20 protein-coding genes and 2 pseudogenes are annotated in these 19,578 nt (G+C 37.5%); 1 reads left to right on the top strand and 21 read right to left on the bottom strand.

Features of this window, described 5'->3' with window-relative positions; all coding sequences use genetic code 11:
• Positions 1-77: 77 nt before the first annotated feature.
• Positions 78-341: pseudogene (locus ACFWDE_RS17140) on the top strand (tyrosine-type recombinase/integrase); the annotation flags it as partial.
• A 57-nt stretch (positions 342-398) separates the two neighbouring features.
• Here the strand turns inward: ACFWDE_RS17140 and ACFWDE_RS17135 are convergent.
• The 21 genes and pseudogenes from ACFWDE_RS17135 to gabT form a co-directional block, all read right to left on the bottom strand.
• Positions 399-791 (bottom strand): immunity 50 family protein, encoded by a 393-nt coding sequence (locus ACFWDE_RS17135; RefSeq protein WP_000566919.1) that lies wholly within the window; start codon positions 789-791, stop codon positions 399-401.
• An 11-nt stretch (positions 792-802) separates the two neighbouring features.
• A complete protein-coding gene (locus ACFWDE_RS17130) occupies positions 803-1,060 on the bottom strand; it encodes an HNH/endonuclease VII fold putative polymorphic toxin (RefSeq protein WP_377893519.1) in 258 nt (85 codons plus the stop codon).
• 175 nt (positions 1,061-1,235) lie between these two features.
• Entirely contained in the window at positions 1,236-1,691 is a 456-nt protein-coding gene (locus ACFWDE_RS17125; RefSeq protein WP_001060032.1) for an SMI1/KNR4 family protein, read from the bottom strand.
• A gap of 14 nt (positions 1,692-1,705) precedes the next feature.
• The gene (locus tag ACFWDE_RS17120) at positions 1,706-3,244 is read right to left on the bottom strand and encodes an HNH endonuclease (protein WP_377893518.1); all 1,539 of its coding nucleotides are present in this window, start codon (positions 3,242-3,244) and stop codon (positions 1,706-1,708) included.
• Complete coding sequence (locus ACFWDE_RS17115) at positions 3,241-3,603, bottom strand: DUF3958 family protein (RefSeq protein WP_377893516.1); 363 nt, start codon at positions 3,601-3,603, stop codon at positions 3,241-3,243. The genes ACFWDE_RS17120 and ACFWDE_RS17115 overlap by 4 nt, the downstream gene beginning before the upstream one ends.
• Positions 3,604-3,644: 41 nt before the next feature.
• Positions 3,645-3,920 carry a TIGR04197 family type VII secretion effector gene (locus tag ACFWDE_RS17110; protein ID WP_377893514.1) on the bottom strand — a complete coding sequence of 92 codons (276 nt, stop codon included), beginning with the start codon at positions 3,918-3,920 and terminating at the stop codon, positions 3,645-3,647.
• Positions 3,921-4,076: 156 nt separating this feature from the next.
• Positions 4,077-4,373 (bottom strand): WXG100 family type VII secretion target, encoded by a 297-nt coding sequence (locus tag ACFWDE_RS17105; RefSeq protein ID WP_002166274.1) that lies wholly within the window; start codon positions 4,371-4,373, stop codon positions 4,077-4,079.
• 251 nt (positions 4,374-4,624) lie between these two features.
• Entirely contained in the window at positions 4,625-5,254 is a 630-nt protein-coding gene (locus ACFWDE_RS17100; protein WP_377893512.1) for a hypothetical protein, read from the bottom strand.
• Positions 5,255-5,424: 170 nt separating this feature from the next.
• Positions 5,425-5,664 (bottom strand): annotated as a pseudogene (locus ACFWDE_RS17095) (nucleotide excision repair endonuclease); the annotation flags it as partial.
• Between the two features lie 117 nt (positions 5,665-5,781).
• Positions 5,782-6,753 (bottom strand): ABC transporter ATP-binding protein, encoded by a 972-nt coding sequence (locus tag ACFWDE_RS17090; protein WP_377893510.1) that lies wholly within the window; start codon positions 6,751-6,753, stop codon positions 5,782-5,784.
• Positions 6,746-7,738 (bottom strand): ABC transporter ATP-binding protein, encoded by a 993-nt coding sequence (locus ACFWDE_RS17085; protein WP_377893509.1) that lies wholly within the window; start codon positions 7,736-7,738, stop codon positions 6,746-6,748. Before ACFWDE_RS17085 ends, ACFWDE_RS17090 begins: the two co-directional genes overlap by 8 nt.
• Positions 7,739-7,764: 26 nt before the next feature.
• On the bottom strand, positions 7,765-8,616 hold the full coding sequence (locus ACFWDE_RS17080; protein ID WP_377893507.1) for an ABC transporter permease: 852 nt from the start codon (positions 8,614-8,616) through the stop codon (positions 7,765-7,767).
• 6 nt (positions 8,617-8,622) lie between these two features.
• Positions 8,623-9,573: an ABC transporter permease gene (locus ACFWDE_RS17075; protein WP_016094679.1), complete on the bottom strand. Its 951-nt coding sequence runs from the start codon at positions 9,571-9,573 to the stop codon at positions 8,623-8,625.
• Positions 9,574-9,663: 90 nt separating this feature from the next.
• Positions 9,664-11,253, bottom strand: coding sequence for an ABC transporter substrate-binding protein (locus ACFWDE_RS17070; RefSeq protein WP_377893506.1), 1,590 nt, complete (start codon positions 11,251-11,253; stop codon positions 9,664-9,666).
• A 189-nt stretch (positions 11,254-11,442) separates the two neighbouring features.
• A complete protein-coding gene (locus tag ACFWDE_RS17065) occupies positions 11,443-12,420 on the bottom strand; it encodes an ornithine cyclodeaminase family protein (protein ID WP_377893504.1) in 978 nt (325 codons plus the stop codon).
• A gap of 19 nt (positions 12,421-12,439) precedes the next feature.
• Complete coding sequence (locus ACFWDE_RS17060; RefSeq protein WP_377893502.1) at positions 12,440-13,444, bottom strand: proline racemase family protein; 1,005 nt, start codon at positions 13,442-13,444, stop codon at positions 12,440-12,442.
• A gap of 215 nt (positions 13,445-13,659) precedes the next feature.
• Positions 13,660-14,862, bottom strand: a complete 1,203-nt coding sequence (lhgO, locus tag ACFWDE_RS17055) for an L-2-hydroxyglutarate oxidase (RefSeq protein WP_377893500.1) — start codon at positions 14,860-14,862, stop codon at positions 13,660-13,662.
• A 58-nt stretch (positions 14,863-14,920) separates the two neighbouring features.
• Positions 14,921-15,859 (bottom strand): glutarate dioxygenase GlaH, encoded by a 939-nt coding sequence (gene glaH, locus ACFWDE_RS17050; RefSeq protein WP_377893499.1) that lies wholly within the window; start codon positions 15,857-15,859, stop codon positions 14,921-14,923.
• 525 nt (positions 15,860-16,384) lie between these two features.
• A complete protein-coding gene (locus ACFWDE_RS17045; RefSeq protein WP_002114774.1) occupies positions 16,385-16,738 on the bottom strand; it encodes a DUF3870 domain-containing protein in 354 nt (117 codons plus the stop codon).
• A 32-nt stretch (positions 16,739-16,770) separates the two neighbouring features.
• On the bottom strand, positions 16,771-18,213 hold the full coding sequence (locus tag ACFWDE_RS17040; RefSeq protein ID WP_377893497.1) for an aldehyde dehydrogenase family protein: 1,443 nt from the start codon (positions 18,211-18,213) through the stop codon (positions 16,771-16,773).
• A gap of 19 nt (positions 18,214-18,232) precedes the next feature.
• On the bottom strand, positions 18,233-19,561 hold the full coding sequence (gene gabT / locus ACFWDE_RS17035) for a 4-aminobutyrate--2-oxoglutarate transaminase (RefSeq protein ID WP_377893495.1): 1,329 nt from the start codon (positions 19,559-19,561) through the stop codon (positions 18,233-18,235).
• Positions 19,562-19,578: the final 17 nt, after the last annotated feature.

Genomic DNA, 19,578 nt, shown 5'->3' with positions numbered 1-19,578 from the left:
TTCACCATATCCTTAATACTATCATCTTCACCATCACCATCTAAATCAGCATCCCATTTTACACCTTCTGTGAAATATTATTCCCTTCTCGAAAAAAAGATCAACCCATTAATAAGATCTAGACTTATCAAAAATTTAAAAAAGCCAAAGATTTTGCTGGTATCGAATCTATTGGGACTCACACCATGAGCAAAATCTTCGGCTATTGGTTCTATAAACAAACTAAAGATGTAGCCATGTTGCAAGACATACTCAATCACAGCACACCACAAATTACACTTAAATACATTGGTATCAATAAAGAAGAAAAAGATAATGTCCTTGATACATTCCTTATTTAATCCAAAAATATTAAAATATGAATACTATAAAGATTAACTATCTACTTCCCATCAAAATTATGGTAATCCTATTAAGCCTGGGGTTACCCCTTCTACCTTTGCCCATTCAAACGAGCACTCAACTAACATTTGATTCTTACACTTAATTTTTAATAAACCTTCTTCTTCTATCGTATTTATTTCAAAATAATCAATTATATTTTCTGTCCCTAAACCTTTTATTGTTAAATTATGAATAGTAAAGAAAGATATCTCTACATAAATTACATCCCACTTATTCCATCGTTTTGGCTTGTTTTCAACATTTTCCTTTGTCATCAATTGAATAACTAAAGTAGGACCATCTCTTTTAAGACGCACATCTAATAACTCTGATTCTTCAAACTTTGGTATTTTCCCAAAAATACTAATTAACGCTTGTGGATTTAAAAATTTAAATTGATCAATCATTTTTATACTCCCTATTTTTTATTTCTCTTCTCAAAATAATAATGATCCTCCATACCATCTACCTGTCCTGTTCGTGTATTGTATTCAGTTCTTACATTATGATGCGGTGGCTGATCTCCAATTCCACCTTCTCCAAACTTATGACCCTCTGAATGATCTTGAATTATAATTTTTTGACCTTTTACTTCATATGTTAATTCTCGAGTCATAATAGGCTGTTTATTATCATTTAATATCCTTTTACCATTACTATCTGTTAATGGTACCATTTTTTGACTAATCGGGTGTTGAAATCTAGGTATATTTAATTGTCTTTTAATTTCTTTTAAACTAGCTCCCCTAGATTCATGAGAATTTTTCCCCTCAATCTTCTTAACTTTGAGATAATATTAAAAAGACTTATGCGTAATTCACATAAGTCTTACTTTTGTTACTCATAATTAATTATTCGTCCTCGTCTTCAAACTCATATAAGCTATCAAGTAATTCTGCAAAAGATGAACAAACAGGATAGATTGATTCTTCCATTTCTTCTTCCTCATGGTCCCAAAATACGACTGTTGGTGACTGAGGATTATTTCGGTAATCAAAGCATAGAAGGTTACCAAACGGGTCTCTAGCAAAAGGATATACTTTATCTACCAATCTATCTTTTATACTATTATATGTTTGCAGCATAGAAATTTTTCTCTCAGAGTCTAAGGTTAAAAGATTATTAAGTGAATCTTCATCCTGATTAGGAATATTGAATGTATCTGGAGTAGGATAGCCACCATCATATTTCTTTACACACTCAATAAAATCATTAGGAAATTTAATACCAAAGTACTCTTCTAATTGTTCAATTTGTTCATCTGTAACTTTTTTCTCACTTACATTAATCCATGTAATGTTGTTCATAATTATAAACCTCCCTATTTATCACTATCTTTTCCCCAAATTTTATATCCACCTGTATGACCAGTATCGTGATGTATCTGATAATCTACAAGTTGCATTCGACCAGGTTCCTGATGATGATGCCATGTATAATTTTCTGGTGTTTTCCCTATTCTAAATAGTTCAATCTCTTCTTTCGTGAATTTTGAAGCTAATTTAGGATCTTCCATTATTTGTTTGTATAGGTCCTTATTACATCTTCTAAAATGTGTTGTTCTAGTTTTTTTGAAGTCTGTCTCTTTTAAGGTTACCTCGCCCTTAGATTTAAAAATAGGAAATCCATCAGCATCATAAGGTATACCTGTAACTGGATGTTTATCTCCTGCTAATTCACCCATTCTTAACCTGATTGTTTTTGGACCATTCGGGCCTTCATAGGTATAATTAGCTGCTTTTTGTAAATATTGCTGTGTTCCACCTACAAATGCAAAATCACTTCCAAATTTCCCTGTGTAATTATTAAATACGTTTAGTGTGTTTCTATATGTAGCAGAATTAGTTACTCTGGACATACCTTTTGTTAGATTTGCAGTAGTTGCTACCTTCGATACTTTACTTAATCCTTTATCACCAATAAGTCCTAATCCAACTTGTGTTAAAGCATAACTTCCCCACTTTGCTCGACTTTCTGCGTCTCCATTTATTACATCATTAATAAATGAATCCGACAATGCATTATACATGGTACTAAGGGTATCAATAGGGTGCAAAGCAGCGTTCCCCATGTTTTCCCACGTTTCCCAATCTCCTAAAGCTTTTATTCCGTCTATTGTATCGCTAACTGCTTGTCCCGTACCATCTACAATACCGTCCCAAATTTTTTCGCCAGTAGATTTTTCAGGTAGCTTACCACACATTTCACCTTCTTCAATTGAATTGGCAGCTTGTCGTGCCCTCTCTTCTGTAATCGCTTGAATTGAAGTTGTCCATTCCATATTCAACCCTTGTGTACTAAATGTACCACTTGCAGGACTAAAACCTTTTCCACTTTGTACCTCTGCTAAACCTTGTGCGATACTAGCAGCTAGTTGAAGTGCTGTATCATAATTACTACTAGAAGTATAATTAAATTCATATAGATGTTCTAATTTTTCTTGCAGTTTTTTCCTCATGACAGTAAAAAGATTTGCCATAGCTTCCATACCTGGGATTGGCATAGCTTGACTGACGGCTTCCATACTTGCTTTCATTCGGTCAATTTCTCGAATTTGTTCTAAGATTTCTTGTTCAATTACATCTGTGGAAGCGACTTGTGATTGAAATTGACTTGGAAAAGCATCGTTCTGACGAATTAACTCTTCACACAGATAAATGATTCCTTGTGCTAAAGGACGAAAGGTTTGTACAAAAAATGATTTTGCACTGCTATAAGTTTGTCCTTGTAGAACAGTATCAATTGCAAAAGCGTCAATCGACTGAATGGCTTGTTCCATACCTTGAATGGTAGCGGTACATACAGCATTCATGCTTTGAGTTTGGCTTCGTACTTCTCCCAAATACATATTTAAACTCATGCATTGACCTCCCTTGCTAATTGTTGTTGTTGATAGGAAAGGTCGTTTTCTAAATTACTAAGGTCTCGTCTTTCTTTAAGCAACGTTTCTTTTTTGTTTTCCAATTCAAATGTGATTTTTCTTTCAATATGTTTTGCATCTTGATATGTATTCATAAAAAACTGAGACATTTCTCTATCATCATGCCAAGTTCCTAAAATTCGATCAAACAAACGATAGCTTCCACCTCTCCATTCATAATAATCTGCTTCCGCTCGCTCCTGAATGTGAATCGCGGATTGATTTCGGTCTTGTTCTTCAAATACACTTCTTAACTTTTGGTTTACTTGATCAATTTGTTTTTCAATATCTTGACTCATCATATTCCTCCTACCATTTTACCTTTACGTAGGTTGTCACATTAGCGAAAAGTATTGTGAAGTTCGTTATCCATTCTCTCAAACTCGTTAGCTACCGAATGAATATTATCAACCGCTTTTTGAAAGGCAGCGGAAAATTGTTTCGTCAAGTCTAAAACTTGCTGATTCGCTTCTTGTGATTTGAAGTTAACAGACAACGTTGTACGCGTCGCCTTTGTTATAGAACGACTGGTTGCACTTTGAATCCTATCAGAGGCTGATCCCATTTTCGTAGCAATTTGCGTTGCTTTTTGTAAATTACTTTGAAATTGTCCCATTCTTTCAAATCCTTTCTATACGTTTTCCAAATGTATTAAAGAAATCTCATTATATATCCTTATCAATATCACTCACTAGGCATGCAATCAAATGAGCCATACAATATAAGCTGTATGGCTCATTTGAAATGCTTGTTATATAGAGTAAAACAATTTTTATTTCAAACCGAAATTACGTGATAATTCTTCATCATGAGAAGCAACAGCCTCTGCAGTTTTATTCAGCTGCACATTAATTTCTTGTAATAGCTGTGCGAAGTTTTGTACTTTTGGCTTTAATTCATTGAACTGTTGGTCAAAACCTTCAAAAGCACGTCCTTCCCATTCTCCTCTTAATTCATTTTGTAAGTTTTGTAGTTGACTTAAAATGTCCTCAATTTGATTTGCACCTTGTCCATATCGAGCCGCTTTCGATTTAAGCTCCTCTGGTGACATACGAATTTGTCCAGCCATTTTCATTTCCCCTTTAATGCATAATGAGCAAAATATATATTGGTTAATTTTACTAAATATATTATAATGTATTATTCTGAACTTTTAAACGTTTTATCTTTCTATTGAATATTAGAATATTAATATTCTACTTTTTCTTGCTTTACAAGATTTTATGCAAAAAAGACCACCAAAAGGCAGTCCCTCATAACGAAATTTTATGTTAACTTGTAACAAAAAAAGAGGAGTCATCTCCTCTTAATAAATAAACACTATTTAATTTGTTCCTTATACTCATGGTTAACAAGTACATACCATTTTCCTGTATCAAATTTTTCTTTATTAATCACGTAAACTTTATTTTGTCTCTTTACCTCCCCTGGTTTTAATTCCTTAGTAATAGTAGAGGTCTCACCTTTTTCAACCTCATAACTACTAGTTGCCCACACATCACTTTGGTAAGCATTATCATTTTCATCCACTAAATCCACTGATGGTAAAACGGCTAATTTCATCGATTCGTTTGTGATGTTTTTCCCTTCTACTTCTAAAACAATAAAGACATGTCCATTTTCAGGTTCTTGGATTCCTATACTTTCTTTACCAACCTTATCTCTTTCTACAACTCTTTTTACAGTTACATCAAATTTAGGTGTATGAAAATCCTTGTTTACAGCATACTCTTTTTCTTTTACCTTTGATTTCTCTTTTGTTTGTTCTGTATTTTTCTGCTTTGCATTCTCTTTCGGTTTCGCCTCATCAGTTGTTTGCACTTTCTTTTCTTCTTGTTTAGAATTGGTTTCTTTAGATTCTGAAGAAGTTTTGTCGGATGTATTGCCGCAACCAGATAAATTGAATACTAAAGCGCCCCCTAAAATACATGTAGTAAATTTTTTCAACATCTCTTTTTATCCCCCAATAACACGATATATAAATTCCTTACTTATCATAGCAAAAAATACCATCTTAAATTGTTGCATCTTGTCGAATGATTAAGAATAATCAATTGTTTTTATTGCATATAAAAAAACATGATCTTGATGTAGTACCAAGATCATGTTTTACGTTGATGTTATTTATAAAATACTTTATCCACATTATACTTCGTTTGAAATTCGTTAATCATATATGTTTCGTAAATTTCTCTTTCCATCGGATTTTCTACAATACATACATCAATACGATACACTTCATCACGATGATTTTTAATTGGTGATACATTATCTTCAAAATGCTTTTTAATACGTTGTCTTACTTTGCGTGCTTTCCCAACAAAAAGAAGTTCGTCATTCAAATTATAGTTAAAAAATAAGGAGAATTATATGATAGGAGATGCAAATATAGACATTCACTGACCATTAGTCTACAACCAATCCCACACCCCCACACAAAAGAAAAAAGCACCAGGTCCCCCCTAGTGCTTTCTCCTCTAAAATAAATGACAAGCCACCTCATGCCCCTTCGCAATCTCAACCATCTTCGGTACTTCCTGCGCGCATTTTTCGGTCGCAAATTTACACCTTGTTCTGAATTTGCAGCCGGATGGTGAGTTGAGTGGGCTTGGTACTTCCCCTTGCAGGATGATCCGTTCTTTGCCTGTATTTGTTGGATCTGGTTCTGGCATGGATGAGAGTAGTGCTTGTGTGTATGGATGTGCCGGTTTTGTGTATAGGTCTTCGCTGTCGGCAATTTCTACTATGTTTCCTAAGTACATAACTCCGATTCGGTCTGATATGTGTCTTACCATGGATAGGTCATGTGCGATGAATAAGTATGTGACGCCTGTTTCTTCTTGGATATCTTGCAGCATGTTTACGACTTGTGCTTGGACTGAGACGTCTAGTGCTGAGATTGGTTCGTCGCATAGGATAAAGTCAGGTTTTACAGATAGTGCGCGTGCGATGCTGATGCGCTGTCTTTGTCCCCCGCTAAATTCGTGCGGGTAGCGATATAGGTGTTCTTCTTTTAGGCCTACTTTTTTGAGAAGGTCTAGAATGATTTCTTTTCTTTCTTCCTCTTTATAGGATCCGTGAATGTTCATCGGTTCGCTAATAATTTGGAATACGTTCATTGTCGGGTTTAATGATGCGTATGGGTCTTGGAAAATGATTTGCATTCTTTTTCTATATTCTTTTAGTTCACTTTCTTTTAGATCCGCGATATCTTTTCCGTCGAATAGGATGTTACCTGAAGTGACGTCGTGTAAGCGAATGATACTTCTTCCTGTCGTTGATTTTCCGCAGCCAGATTCTCCTACTAGTCCGAATGTTTCACCCTTTTTAATTGTGAAGCTAAGGTCATCGACTGCTTTTAATTGCTCTGTTTTTCTGCCGAATAGTCCTTTTTTAATAGGAAAATACTTTTTTAAGTTCCGAACTTCAATTAAGTTTTCTTCATGCATGGGAATCACCTACCGCCCTATCGTTTAACCAGCACATAGAGCGTCTTCCGTTTCCGATTTCAAAATATGGTGGACGTTCTTTTTCACAAATGTCCATTTTATGTGGGCAACGCTCTGCGAATGGGCATCCTTTCGGCGGGTGTAGTAAGTTTGGTGTTACACCTTGAATTGGCGCTAGTCTTTCTTTTACTCCGTTCGATATTTTCGGCAGAGAGTTTAATAGCCCTTTCGTATATGGATGGTTCGGCGATTGGAAAATATCAAGTACAGGTCCTTCTTCCATAATAAGTCCGCCGTACATAACGATAACGCGTGTACAGTTTTGCGCAACAATTCCAAGATCATGCGTAATGAGAAGCAACGACATATTCGTTTCGTTTTTTAAGTTTTTCATTAAATCTAGTATTTGCGCTTGTATCGTTACGTCAAGCGCTGTCGTCGGTTCATCCGCAATGAGAAGGTCTGGATTACAAGACATCGCCATTGCGATCATAACCCGCTGTTTCATTCCACCGCTTAATTCATGCGGATATTGTTTTACCCTTTCTTCTGGTGAAGAAAGACCGACTTGTTTTAGCAAGTTGACCGCGATGTGCTCTGCTTCTTTCTTTTTCACTTTTTGATGACGTATAATTACTTCCGTCATTTGCTTCCCAATTTTCACAACTGGGTTTAATGCCGACATTGGATCCTGGGATATAAGTGAAATTTGATTTCCTCTAATAGAGCGTAATTCTTTCTCCGATTTAGAAAGCACGTTTTCATTTTGAAAAAGAATCTCTCCTTCTTTCACTTTCCCCGGAGGCGCAACGAGAGCCATAACGGATTTCGCCATAACGCTCTTTCCGCTTCCCGATTCGCCAACAATCCCAACGACTTCACCCTTTTTCAAACTAAATGAAACGCCGCGGACCGCTTCTACTTCACCACTTTCTATGAAAAAAGAAGTCTTTAAATTTTTCACTTCTAATAGTTTTTCAGACACGCTTCTCACTCCTTTCACTTAACACTTTAGTTCTCATTCCCAGCCCCTTTTGGCGCGAAAGCCTTCTTGAGCGCTTCACCGATTACGTTAAAACTTAGTACAGTTAATAGAATAAGGAACCCTGGGAAGAGTGTTAAATACCAAGCTTCACCTATGTATCCTTGCGCATTATTTAGCATGCTGCCCCAAGAAGAGTCTGGTTCTCTAATACCTAAACCTAAGAAGCTAAGTGATGATTCCATTAAAATAGATGTCGCAATTGTTAATGTCGCAGCGATTATAATGGTCGATAAAATGTTTGGAATGATGTGCCTTACAATAATCATGAGTGATTTTTGCCCCGATACTTTTGCATATAAAACGTACTCACGCTCTTTTACAGATAACGTTTCTGCCCTTACGATACGCGCGGTGTCCATCCACGTTAATAATCCGATAATAAGAACAAGCGTTGTAATTCCTGGTTTTAAATAAGCATTTAATAACAGCATTAAAAAGAAAGACGGAATCGACATAAGAACCTCGACAACTCGCATTAAGAGGTTGTCTAACTTTCCGCCAAAATATCCGCTAATTGTTCCTACTGCGGTTCCGATTGTAATGGAAACAACCATCGCTAGAAAACCAACCGCAAGGGAAACTCGTCCGCCATATAACGCTCTCGTTAAGTAATCCCTTCCGTAATCGTCTGTGCCGAAAGGATGACTTAAACTCGGTTCTTGTAAACGATCTGGAATTGACATTTTACTAGGATCGTACGGTGATATGAATGCGAAAAGAGACGCAATTGTTAAAACACCAAGTATAATAACTCCCATTACTACAAACTTATTTTTTGTAAAACTACTTTTTATCGTTTGAAATCTCCTATTATTCATTCCAAATCACCCCCTCATTCGAATGCGCGGATCTACTACGCCATATAAAATATCAGCAATTAAATTACCGAGAATTAACATGAATGATGATAGTAATGTAATTGCCATAATAATTGGATAATCAAATCTAAAAATAGCATTCACCCCGAGTGAACCAAGTCCGGGCCATGAGAATACTGTTTCTGTAATGAACGCTCCGCCTACTAAACTTGGAATGGATAATCCGAAAATTGTAATGATCGGTATTAATACGTTTCGAAGTACGTGATTAAATAAAACTGTTTTCTTTGAAGCGCCGTACGCATATTGAATTTGTACGTAATCTTCTTCTAATTGCTGGATGGTACTTGAGCGAATATATCTCATATAAACAGAGACGTTTTGGAACGCTAGCACCATACAAGGTAAAATGCCGTGCTGGACAATATCCCAGAATGAATCTTGACCGACTGTACGCATACCCATACTCGGAAGCATGTTCAATTTTAAAGAGAATAAGTAGATTAATAGTAACGCGAACCAAAAGACTGGCATTGAGATTCCCACATAGGAGATGAAGTTCACGATGCGGTCAAAGATAGAATTCTTTTTCACACCTGTAAATAGCCCAAGTGGTATTGCGATTACAAATGAGACGAGTAAAGATGATCCCATTAACCCAATTGTTGCGGGTAATCTCTCTGTGATAAGTTCTAAAACAGGGCGATGATTTTGAAGTGAGTATCCAAAATTCCCTGTTAAAATATTTTTTAGCCATAAAATATATTGCATGTAAATCGGTTGATCTAGTCCTAAACTTTTGCGAATACGCTCGACATCAATCGGGCTCATATTCGGCGTTACAAAGTTTCGAACGGGATCGCCCGGCGCTAGTTTTATTAATAGAAAAGAAATAATAGAAATAACAAATAAAAGCGGAATTGCATTTAAAAGCCTCTTTGCAATTACTTTATACACAAACTTCCCCCCTCAAGATAAAGTGAAACTTTAATCAGTCCGTTAAAGCGGGATAAAGAAGCTGATTTCCACCAGCTTCTTCATAGTTGCTTATTTCACTTCATAAATCTTCGATAGATCTTCAAACATTGTAACTGGAATTGCTTTTGCTTCTTTTAATCCATCAAACTTTTTATCTACTGCAATAACTGCTTTTGGATATGCGATTGGAAGATAAGGTAAGTCTTCTCTCGCTGTATCTTGAATTTTATGGTATAGCTCTGCGCGTTTCGTTTTATCTGTTTCAACTGCAGCTTCTTCCCATAACTTATCAAAGTCAGCATTTTTATAACGTGCATAATTGTATTCTGCATTACTTAAGAATAAGCTCTTATATGAATCTGGCTCTGGTCCCATTATGTAACCACCGAATGTAATGTCATATTCTTTATTCTCTTTATCTAAGCCTTTTTCACTTGCCGCACTAGCATCTAATGCATTTAGTTCAACTTGTAAGCCAACTTCTTGTAATTTTTGTTGTGTATATAGCGCTAAGCTTTCCATAATTTTATTATTCGTTACATACATAACGCGTACTTTTTCTTTATCTTTCACACCAGCTTTTGCTAATAAATCTTTCGCTTCTTTTTGATCATACTTATACTCTTTTATGTCTTTTGCATAATACATAGCGTCTGGCGTTAAGATTGAATTTGCCGGTTCTGCAAATTGACTAGAAACGAATGCTGAGTTAATCATTTCTTTCTTATCTAATGCATGCGCAATCGCTTGGCGCACTTCTTTTTTCTTCATAAGGTCTGTATTAAAGTTATAAGCTAAGTAGAATAATCTACCTTCAGGGAATGTCACCATCGAGAAGTTCCCAGTGCTATCTAATTTCTTAAAGTCTTGTGGCTCAATCATCTTCATATTGATTTGACCATTTTGAAGTGAAACATTTGCTGTATTACGATCTTTTACAACGCGGTACACGACAGAATCTAATTTCGCTTTACCAGCAAAATAATCATCGAATCGCTCTAGCGCAACATATTCATCTGATTTAAACTCTTTTAATTTAAATGGACCTGAGCCTACAGGTTGTAGGTTTTTCTTACTCTTCACTAAATCCGCTTCACCTTCAAATACATGTTTCGGAATTGGGAAGAAATCATTCATAACCCCTTCGAAAGATGCACTTACTTGTGGTAAAACGAATTGAGTCGTTAGCTCATCCACTTTTTTCACCTCAAGCGGCTTCCCTTTAAAAATAAAGTTTTCACGGCTTGAACTATTTTGCTTCTCATCTAAAATAGATTGGAATGTAAATACAATATCGTCTGATGTAATTTTCTTACCATCATGCCATTTCAAATTATCTTTTAGTTTTAAAGTCCATGTTAATTGATCTTCTGAAGGCGTAAAGCTCTCAGCAAGAACAAACTTTTTCTTACCGTCTTCCATATGATACAGCGGTGCATATAAAGCTTGCTGTATCGTCAATGACACACGATCATTCGCATAAAGCGGGTTCATCGTATCTGGATTATCACTAACACCAACTGTTAACGTTCCTCCATCTTTCGGAGTCCCTGATTTACTAGTGTTCGCTTGCTTCGAAGAATCTTTCTCCCCTGAGCAAGCCGCTAATGCAATAAGTAATAGTAGGACAAATGGTAATGCAAATAACTTCCGTTTCATCTTTCGGCCCCCTCGAACTATTTATACCCATAAGAAAACTCGGATTTAATCCCGAGTTTTCTTATAAGTTTTAAATTACCACTACCCGTATATAAAGTCAAACTTTTTTGTAAATGTGGAAAGTTTGAAATCTATTAACAGAAACAAATACTATATCCCCACAAAAAAAGACCACCAAAAGGCAGTCTCTCAAAACTCAATCCTATTCCCCAAACCACGCTCCACCGCTTTTTCATATAAATACTTCGCAACGATAATATCTACTACCGCCAAACCAACTGATTTAAAAATAGTAATCTCTTCATTATTTTCTCGGCCAGGTCTTTCTCCACTTATAATTTGACCAAGTTCGGCGTGGAGATCGTTTGCTTTAAATAGACCTTCCTTTATCGGAACTTGGAGGTCGCCTGTTTCTTCTAGTGCTGCTTCTTTTGATTCGACTATTACTTTGTTTGCGTTAGCGATGGCGTGTGATGGTAGTTCTTGCATGCTCGGTCTAAATGAACCGACGGCGTTTACGTGGACGCCTTGTTGTAGTTTTTCTGAGAAGACTGGTGTGGATGCATTCGTTGTTGTGACGATAATGTCTGCTTCACTTATTGCTTCATTTGGATTTGTGTAAACGTAAGCCGGTTTGCTGAATTTTTCTTGTATATATTGCGCAAATGCATACGCTTTTTCTTCTGTTCGGTTGTATAAATTGATTTTTTCGATGTCCCTAACAGCGAGTACAGCTTCAGCGATTCCTTTCGCCTGTTCACCAGTGCCGATGATGCATAAAGTTTTTGCGTTATGACGAGCTAAATGTTTTGTCGCTACTCCTGATAAGGCGCCTGTTCGGATCATCGTTAAGTAGGATCCTTCTAAAAGTGCGAGTGGTTCTCCTGTTTGAAAGTCTGATAGCATTACAATCCCGTTTATCGTTTTCTTTCCTATTTTCTTGTTCCCCGGGACTACTGTTACTACTTTTAAACCAAGAGCTTCAAGTCCTTCCGCTACTGAAGGCATAATTAACGCGGTATTTTGCTCGTTCGCAAATGGTAATGAGCCGCGTATTGGTGTAATCGTTCTTTCTGCGGAAAATTCTTGTAAAGCAAGCGCCGCGTATTCAATGACTTCGTTCATATTTACTAAGTTTCTTTGTTCGTTCGCGCTTATGACTAGCATATCTTTCCACCTCCTCCTTCTATCCTAACAAAAACCCCCGATTCAACACATCCCTCGGATCTACAACAAACTGGTGGAATCCTGTAATAAATGCATTCCCCGTCACTTTCGGAACGACTGCTTCATATTTATCTACCTCTGTTACAGATAATACTTCTCCGATAAATTGGCCGTCAGTAATGCATTCATGGATGAAAGTTTCTCCCTTTTGTAAAGCATCTTTTTCAAAAAGGGTTGCGATTCTTGCGGAAGTTCCTGTGCCGCAAGGGGAACGGTCTACTTGCCCATCAGCAAAGATCGTTACATTCCGTAAAGTAGCGTCTTCTCCTTTCGGTTCATCTGAGAAAATAACGCCGTATATTCCTTTTAAATCTTCTTCAAGTGGATGTTTTACTTCCATTTGGCTCTCGATATAATGTTTAATTTTTCCGCCCCACGTTTGAATAGCAGCTAAGTCTTTGAAATCAACTTTCAAACCAAATTCTTTACAGTCTACTACAGCATAAAATGCTCCGCCAAACGCGATATCTACTTGGAATTCATAGTCATCTATTTTAATAGGAACGTCTTTCTTATATACAAACGAAGGAACGTTTTCGAATGATACGGACTCTACTTCGCTCCCGTTATATTTTGCGTACGCAATGACTTCCCCAGCAGGACTATCGATAATGAATTTTTGTTTGTCGCCTGTCACTTCAAACATACCCGTTTCAATTCCTACTGTAATAACAGCGATAATTCCGTGACCACACATCGTACTCCAGCCTTCATTATGCATAAATAAAACGCCAAAATCAGCATGAGCACTTGCAGGCGGAGTAATGATACAACCGTACATGCCGTGATGTCCTCTCGGTTCATACATAAGAACCTCACGAAGATGATCCAAATGTTCCATGCAGTACGCACGTCTTTCTAGTTGTGTTTCTCCCTTTATCACTGGCACTCCGCCCGTAATAATTCGAAGTGGTTCCCCAGCTACGTGAGCATCAATTGTTGTGTATATTTTACTAATCTTCATTTCTATCTCTCCTTCATACTTTTATACTCTTTTCATTGCAAGTATCATGCCAACGTATAAGGGCGAGATTTGTATACATTTTTCAAAAAAACATACACTACTGTCTATTTTTTTATACAGTAGACAGTCGGCGATCGTTAGCCTACAACCAATCCCACACCCGGACCACCCGAGCATCCAAAACTAAAAAAATCCCCCGAAACCAGGGGACCCCATCATACCCTAACCGCCACCACATCAGGCACTTGCTTAGCAATCTCCTCACCAATCTTTATACTAGCCGTTGCCGCCGGGGATGGTGCGTTGCAAATATGCAGAGAATTGATACCAGGGATAATACAGAAGTCATCAACCATATTTCCGTTTGATAATATAGCCTGTGCCCTTACACCTGCATGGGTTGGCACGATATCTTTCTCTGTAAGTTCTGGTATTAGGTGCTGTAAGCTTTTTAGGAATGATTGTTTACTAAATGAGCGCACCACCTCTTTTATGCCTTCTTTCATATTTGGCATCGCCATTTTCCAAAAGCCTGTGTAAGTCATTGTTTCCATGAAGTCTTTAATATCAAAGTCCGTTTTCGTATAGCCTTCGCGCTTGAAGCTTAATACTGCGTTCGGTCCTGCATGTACGTCTCCGTTGATCATTCTTGTGAAATGAACTCCTAAAAACGGGAATTCTGGATTTGGAACGGGATAGATTAAATGTTTTACAAGATGGCGTTTTTCTGGGACAAGTTCATAATATTCACCGCGGAACGGAACAATTTTCATATCCGTTAATATACCTGTCTTTTTCGCAATGCGATCGCTATGTAATCCGGCGCAGTTAATGAGAAATTTCGTTTTAAATACACCTTGATTTGTCTCAATCGTTACAGCGTCTTTCTTCTCAGTAATACGCTCCGCCACTGTTCCTACATGTATTTCTCCCCCGCTTTCTTGAATTAAGCGAGCAAATGCATAACTTACTCCTCTATAATCAGCAATCCCGCAAGAAGGAACACGGATTGCCCCAAGTCCCTTTACATGAGGTTCAATTTCAGCTAATTCTTCTTTATCTATTTTTGAAATATGTAAATCGTTTTGTAAGCCTCTTTCATATAAGTTATGTAAAAGAGGAAGTTCGTCCTTTTCTGTAGCGACAATTACTTTTCCGCACATGTCATAAGCGATGTCATTTTCTTTACAAAATTGAACCATAGCTGCGTTTCCTTCTTTAGCAAACTTCGCTTTATAACTCCCTGGTTTATAATAAATTCCAGAGTGAATTACTCCGCTATTATGCCCAGTTTGATGATGTGCAAGTTCCTTTTCTTTTTCAATGATCGCGATTTTTGCACGAGAGAATTTTTTCGTTAAAGCCATTCCAGTTGAAAGGCCAACAATTCCTCCGCCAATAATTATAAAGTCATACATCCTACTTCCCCCTTAATAGTATAAAAGGCAGGTCTCCTTGAGAGACCCGCCGTACATATTATTTAGAAAAACAACCACGTTGACGCATTAGTTCTCTATATAAATCTTTATTTTTTTCAAATGCAGCTCTTCCGTGCATCCAAAATAAATTGTTTAACAGAACTAAGTCACCAATTGGCAATTTTAATGCATGTGTTGCTGGTGAGTTTTCAACAGAATATGATAAGTCTTTCAGATAGTTTGCTTGTTCAATATTATCTGGATAAGCGAACTGATCAATAAAGCAAATACATGGTGCGTTATTTACATCAAAAAATGTTTCACGATAGACGATTTCTTGCGCATTTTTACTTGGTGGTGCTTTATACGTAACCTTAACAGATGCGAGCGAATGATCTCTAAATTTCTGAAGATCTTCCCAATCGTCTAAATGTAGTAAACGGGATTCCCCTCCTACTGCATTTTGCTCTTCAATTTTCATCATAAGAATCCAATCTGTCGGTTCATCAACGAATGTACCGTCTGTATGAAGTGTAAACAATCGGTACGCTTGACGAAGGTAAGAATCACTACTATCTGTATCTTTCACATTAAATCTAGCATAATACGTTCCTGTCATTGCATCAAAGTTTGGTTCCCCGATTAAATGTGTTAACGCTGTTGCAAATTTCACGTAGTCGGCTGGATCTGCCGTTTCACCTTGTACCCCAATTGTAAATCCGCCCGTTTCACGGTCATGAACAATGCCGCGAATGTTATCCATAAATGATTGCCCAAAAATCTTTCTCATTCCATCAGCAAGATTAAACCGAGAATAAGGAATGTATTGTAATGATTGCTCTGAATGCTCTTTTACCTCTTCAAAAAACTGCTTAAGCAATTGCTGATTTAACACAATATGATATAAACGCTTATGCTCTGGATGAGGAACAATCTCATATCCCTCATATTTTTCAGCAAATTTCATCTTCGTACTTTGTTCTGTAATAATCGACATTTCAATTCCTCCCTAATTTAAATATGAAGAACTTATGGACGTTTTTTACAGACAGTTATCCGTATCTTCTTATGCTGAGATTCGGTCTTACTGCCCTAACATCGAAAAAGCCAGTCATACGCATCCACGACATAAAATCGTAGAAACGTACAACTGGCTCATAATTACGAGTGTTCTTTAATCTCTTAAAGTACAATAATAATAGACAGTTTGTATGAAAATATTTGTAAAACAGGAAAGCAAGATCGAATATAGAGAAGGCTAATTTCTCGTATGGATCTTATTAATTAAATAATAATTCAAAATATTCTAACTGTCAATTCGTTTTTTATTATTTTCTCGACATACTTTATTTACAAATCCCCTTACTTTCCGCACATCCTCTTTTTTTCGCCTCTTGTTTTACAACTTGAACTTCATTTAACTTTTTCATAGTTTTTGCCTCCTCAATATAAAAAGCCAGTCGTATCCCGTTAACGGAAATACAACTGGCTCTCATTTATGGCTATATAAACTAGACAGTTTTTATGGTGTTGTTTCCTCGTACTCACGCCCAGGCTGTTCATCATTTAAATAACTTACGTATTGGCGATGCAAATCCTTTACCGCACTAACGATAGCATTTTGCGCTTTTCCTTGATAATGGTCCATAATGTCTTGAACGATTTCTTCAATACCATCTTGCAAACTATGTCCTCTCAACATTTGAGCGACGAAGTCTCTACCATGTTCTGTCGCAAGCGTACATGACGCTTCAATAATGACATGATATTTATGATCTGCCTCAATTGTAATTGTTAGTGTCTCGTACATACTGCGAACAGCCATCCCTTTCGGAAGTCTCGAGTGTCCCGCCATAAAAAATGTCCCTTTACGCATATTTCATCCTCCGTTACTATGTTTTTTGGCTCTTATACTTGATCTACGTATACTGTCTTTATTCTTGTATAAAATTCTTTCGCCGCTTTTCCTTGTTCACGCGGTCCAGCACTAGAGTTTTTCATTCCGCCAAACGGAACTTGTGGTTCTGCTCCTGCAGTTTCTGAATTCACGTGTACCATTCCAACTTCCATATCATCAATAAACCTTTGCGATAAACTTAAATTATTCGTACAAATCGATGCACTTAGTCCATATTCTGTATCATTCGCTAAAGAAACTGCTTCTTCATAACTATTCACTTTAAATAAACATATAACTGGACCGAAAATCTCTTCTCTCGCAATGCGTGCATCTTTATCGACATTTTCAAAAATAGTCGGTAAAACATAGCACCCTCGCTGCAGTTCAGCTTCTTCCGGCACGCTGCCTCCATACAGTAAGGTAGCCTCTCCTTTTCCTACTTCAATCATCGATAAAATAGATTGCTGCTGCCCCTTGGAAACACATGGGCCCATAAATGTATCCGGTTCTAACGGGTTTCCAACTGTAAGAGCTTCCGTGCGCTGCAACAGTCGACCCTTGAACGCTTCATAAATGTCCTCTTCGACTATTACTCTACTTGTTGCAGTACATTTTTGCCCTGTTGACATAAACGCACCTTTTATCGCAATACTTACCGCCTTTTCAATATCGGCATCTTTTAATACAACTAACGGATTTTTTCCGCCCATTTCTAATTGTACTTTTTTCTGAGTTTCAACCGCTTCTTTTTGAATGATGTTTCCAACGTGATTAGAGCCAGTAAAGGATACCGCTTTTATATCCGGATTTCCCGTTAATTCTGCTCCAACTTCAGAACCTTTGCCGAATACACAATTTATAACGCCTGCCGGAATGCCCGCCTCATGAAAGGCATTTACAAGATGGTACACCGAGTTTGGCGTAACTTCAGCCGGCTTAATGACAATCGTATTTCCGTAAATTAGTGCCGGCGCCATTTTCCACGCTGGAATTGCAATCGGAAAGTTCCACGGCGTAATTAATCCAACTGGCCCTACTGCTACACGTTTACTGTAAAGCATTGTACTCTCATTAGCAGACGGGATGAGCTCTCCAATCGGCTGATTTGCTTCCCCTGCATAATATTCAAGAATGCTAATCGCTCGCTTCGTTTCTCCTATCCCTTCCGCAATCGTCTTTCCTTCTTCGCTTGTTACATCTAGACCAATTTCATTTACCTTTTCTTTCAAAATAGCTGCCGCTTTCCATAAATAACTTGCTCTTTCTTGAAACGATAACTTTTGCCATTTATGAAACGCTTCTTTCGCTGATGCAATTGCTACTCGTGTATCCTCTACTGAACTAAACGGAAATTCACCTAACACTTCCCCGTTATGCGGATTATAATTTTTCACGTATGCATTCGTGGAAGGCTCTCTCCACTCACCGTTTATATAATTGAAAAACTTCATTCCCCTGCCCCCATCATTTTTATTTTGATAGTTTCGCAATAGCAGCTTCTAAAATAGTAAGCCCTTCTTCAAGCTGTTCATCTGTTATAACGAGAGGTGGTAAGAAGCGAAGTACATTACTATAAATACCAGCGCTTATCGTAATGACCCCTTTACTATGCGTTTCCTTCATAATCGCTTTAACCTCTTCAGCTGCTGGCTCTTTCGTCTCTTTATTTTTTACAAGCTCGATTGCAGTCATAGCGCCAAGGCCCCTGACATCACCAATTAGTTCGTATTTATCTTTCCAGCTATTAAAGACTTCCATCATGCGCTCGCCAATTTCTACAGCGCGCTTCACTAAATTCTCTTCTTCGATTACATCTAAAACAGCTAATGCAGCCGCGCAAGCAGCCGGACTTCCTGAGAAAGTACCACCTAATTGACCTGGTCCAGGTGCATCCATCAAATCCGCTCTTCCTGTTATTGCGCTCAGCGGCATTCCAGCAGCGATTGATTTTGAAAATGTCATTAAATCAGGAGCTACGCCGAAATGATCCATTGCAAATAAGCTTCCCGTACGAGCAAAACCAGTTTGAATTTCATCTGCAATCATAATAATTCCATATTTATCACAAATATTTCGTACTCCTTGCATGAACGTAGTCGTCGGAACGATAAATCCACCTTCTCCTTGAAGCGGTTCCAAAATAATCGCAGCGATATTATCACTTGCTACCTCCTCTAACATAAAGCGTTCGAAATACGCTAAAATTTGCGCGTCTACTTCTTCTGGTGTCAGTCCTTCTTCAGCACGGTAATAATACGGATATGGTAATTTATATACTTCTGATGCAAACGGACCAAATCCATGCTTGTACGGTTTCACTTTACTTGTCAGTGACATCGTCAAAAGTGTACGCCCGTGATATGCACGCTCAAACGAAACAATCGCGCTTCTTCCAGTAGCTTTTCTAGCAATCTTCACCGCATTTTCTACTGCTTCCGCACCGCTATTCGCAAACATCGTTTTTTTCTTAAAATCACCTGGTGTTAACTCATTCAGTCTTTCCGCGAGTGTAATATAACTTTCATAAGGCGCTACATGAAAACAACTATGAATAGAAGATTCCACTTGATCTTGAATCGCCTTTACTACTTTAGGATGACAATGCCCAACATTTTGCATACCAATTCCGCCCGCAAAATCGATTAATTCATTGCCATCTACATCAGTAATAATCGCGCCTTTTGCTGATTGCACATACAACTCTGTAATATTGTAAGGCCCTTCTGGCACCGCATTTTTTCTTCTTTCATGTAATATGCTAGATTTTGTAGTTGTAATATCTTTCTTCTCTTTCAACATGGCACATACCCCTTTTC

This window comes from Bacillus sp. NPDC060175 (assembly GCF_042728695.1).
In the GTDB taxonomy this organism is placed as follows: Bacteria; Bacillota; Bacilli; order Bacillales; family Bacillaceae_G; genus Bacillus_A.
The sequence above is the reverse complement of the archived record's forward strand: the minus strand, read 5'-3'. Positions and strand labels throughout refer to the sequence as shown.

Excerpts from the sequence above, each read along its gene's own strand:
- ACFWDE_RS17135 (WP_000566919.1), bottom strand. The coding sequence starts at position 791 with ATGATTGATCAATTTAAATTTTTAAATCCACAAGCGTTAATTAGTATT.
- ACFWDE_RS17130 (WP_377893519.1), bottom strand. The coding sequence starts at position 1,060 with ATGGTACCATTAACAGATAGTAATGGTAAAAGGATATTAAATGATAAT.
- ACFWDE_RS17125 (WP_001060032.1), bottom strand. The coding sequence starts at position 1,691 with ATGAACAACATTACATGGATTAATGTAAGTGAGAAAAAAGTTACAGAT.
- ACFWDE_RS17120 (WP_377893518.1), bottom strand. The coding sequence starts at position 3,244 with ATGAGTTTAAATATGTATTTGGGAGAAGTACGAAGCCAAACTCAAAGC.
- ACFWDE_RS17115 (WP_377893516.1), bottom strand. The coding sequence starts at position 3,603 with ATGAGTCAAGATATTGAAAAACAAATTGATCAAGTAAACCAAAAGTTA.
- ACFWDE_RS17110 (WP_377893514.1), bottom strand. The coding sequence starts at position 3,920 with ATGGGACAATTTCAAAGTAATTTACAAAAAGCAACGCAAATTGCTACG.
- ACFWDE_RS17105 (WP_002166274.1), bottom strand. The coding sequence starts at position 4,373 with ATGGCTGGACAAATTCGTATGTCACCAGAGGAGCTTAAATCGAAAGCG.
- ACFWDE_RS17100 (WP_377893512.1), bottom strand. The coding sequence starts at position 5,254 with ATGTTGAAAAAATTTACTACATGTATTTTAGGGGGCGCTTTAGTATTC.
- ACFWDE_RS17090 (WP_377893510.1), bottom strand. The coding sequence starts at position 6,753 with ATGCATGAAGAAAACTTAATTGAAGTTCGGAACTTAAAAAAGTATTTT.
- ACFWDE_RS17080 (WP_377893507.1), bottom strand. The coding sequence starts at position 8,616 with ATGAATAATAGGAGATTTCAAACGATAAAAAGTAGTTTTACAAAAAAT.
- ACFWDE_RS17070 (WP_377893506.1), bottom strand. The coding sequence starts at position 11,253 with ATGAAACGGAAGTTATTTGCATTACCATTTGTCCTACTATTACTTATT.
- ACFWDE_RS17065 (WP_377893504.1), bottom strand. The coding sequence starts at position 12,420 with ATGCTAGTCATAAGCGCGAACGAACAAAGAAACTTAGTAAATATGAAC.
- ACFWDE_RS17060 (WP_377893502.1), bottom strand. The coding sequence starts at position 13,444 with ATGAAGATTAGTAAAATATACACAACAATTGATGCTCACGTAGCTGGG.
- lhgO (WP_377893500.1), bottom strand. The coding sequence starts at position 14,862 with ATGTATGACTTTATAATTATTGGCGGAGGAATTGTTGGCCTTTCAACT.
- glaH (WP_377893499.1), bottom strand. The coding sequence starts at position 15,859 with ATGTCGATTATTACAGAACAAAGTACGAAGATGAAATTTGCTGAAAAA.
- ACFWDE_RS17045 (WP_002114774.1), bottom strand. The coding sequence starts at position 16,738 with ATGCGTAAAGGGACATTTTTTATGGCGGGACACTCGAGACTTCCGAAA.
- ACFWDE_RS17040 (WP_377893497.1), bottom strand. The coding sequence starts at position 18,213 with ATGAAGTTTTTCAATTATATAAACGGTGAGTGGAGAGAGCCTTCCACG.
- gabT (WP_377893495.1), bottom strand. The coding sequence starts at position 19,561 with ATGTTGAAAGAGAAGAAAGATATTACAACTACAAAATCTAGCATATTA.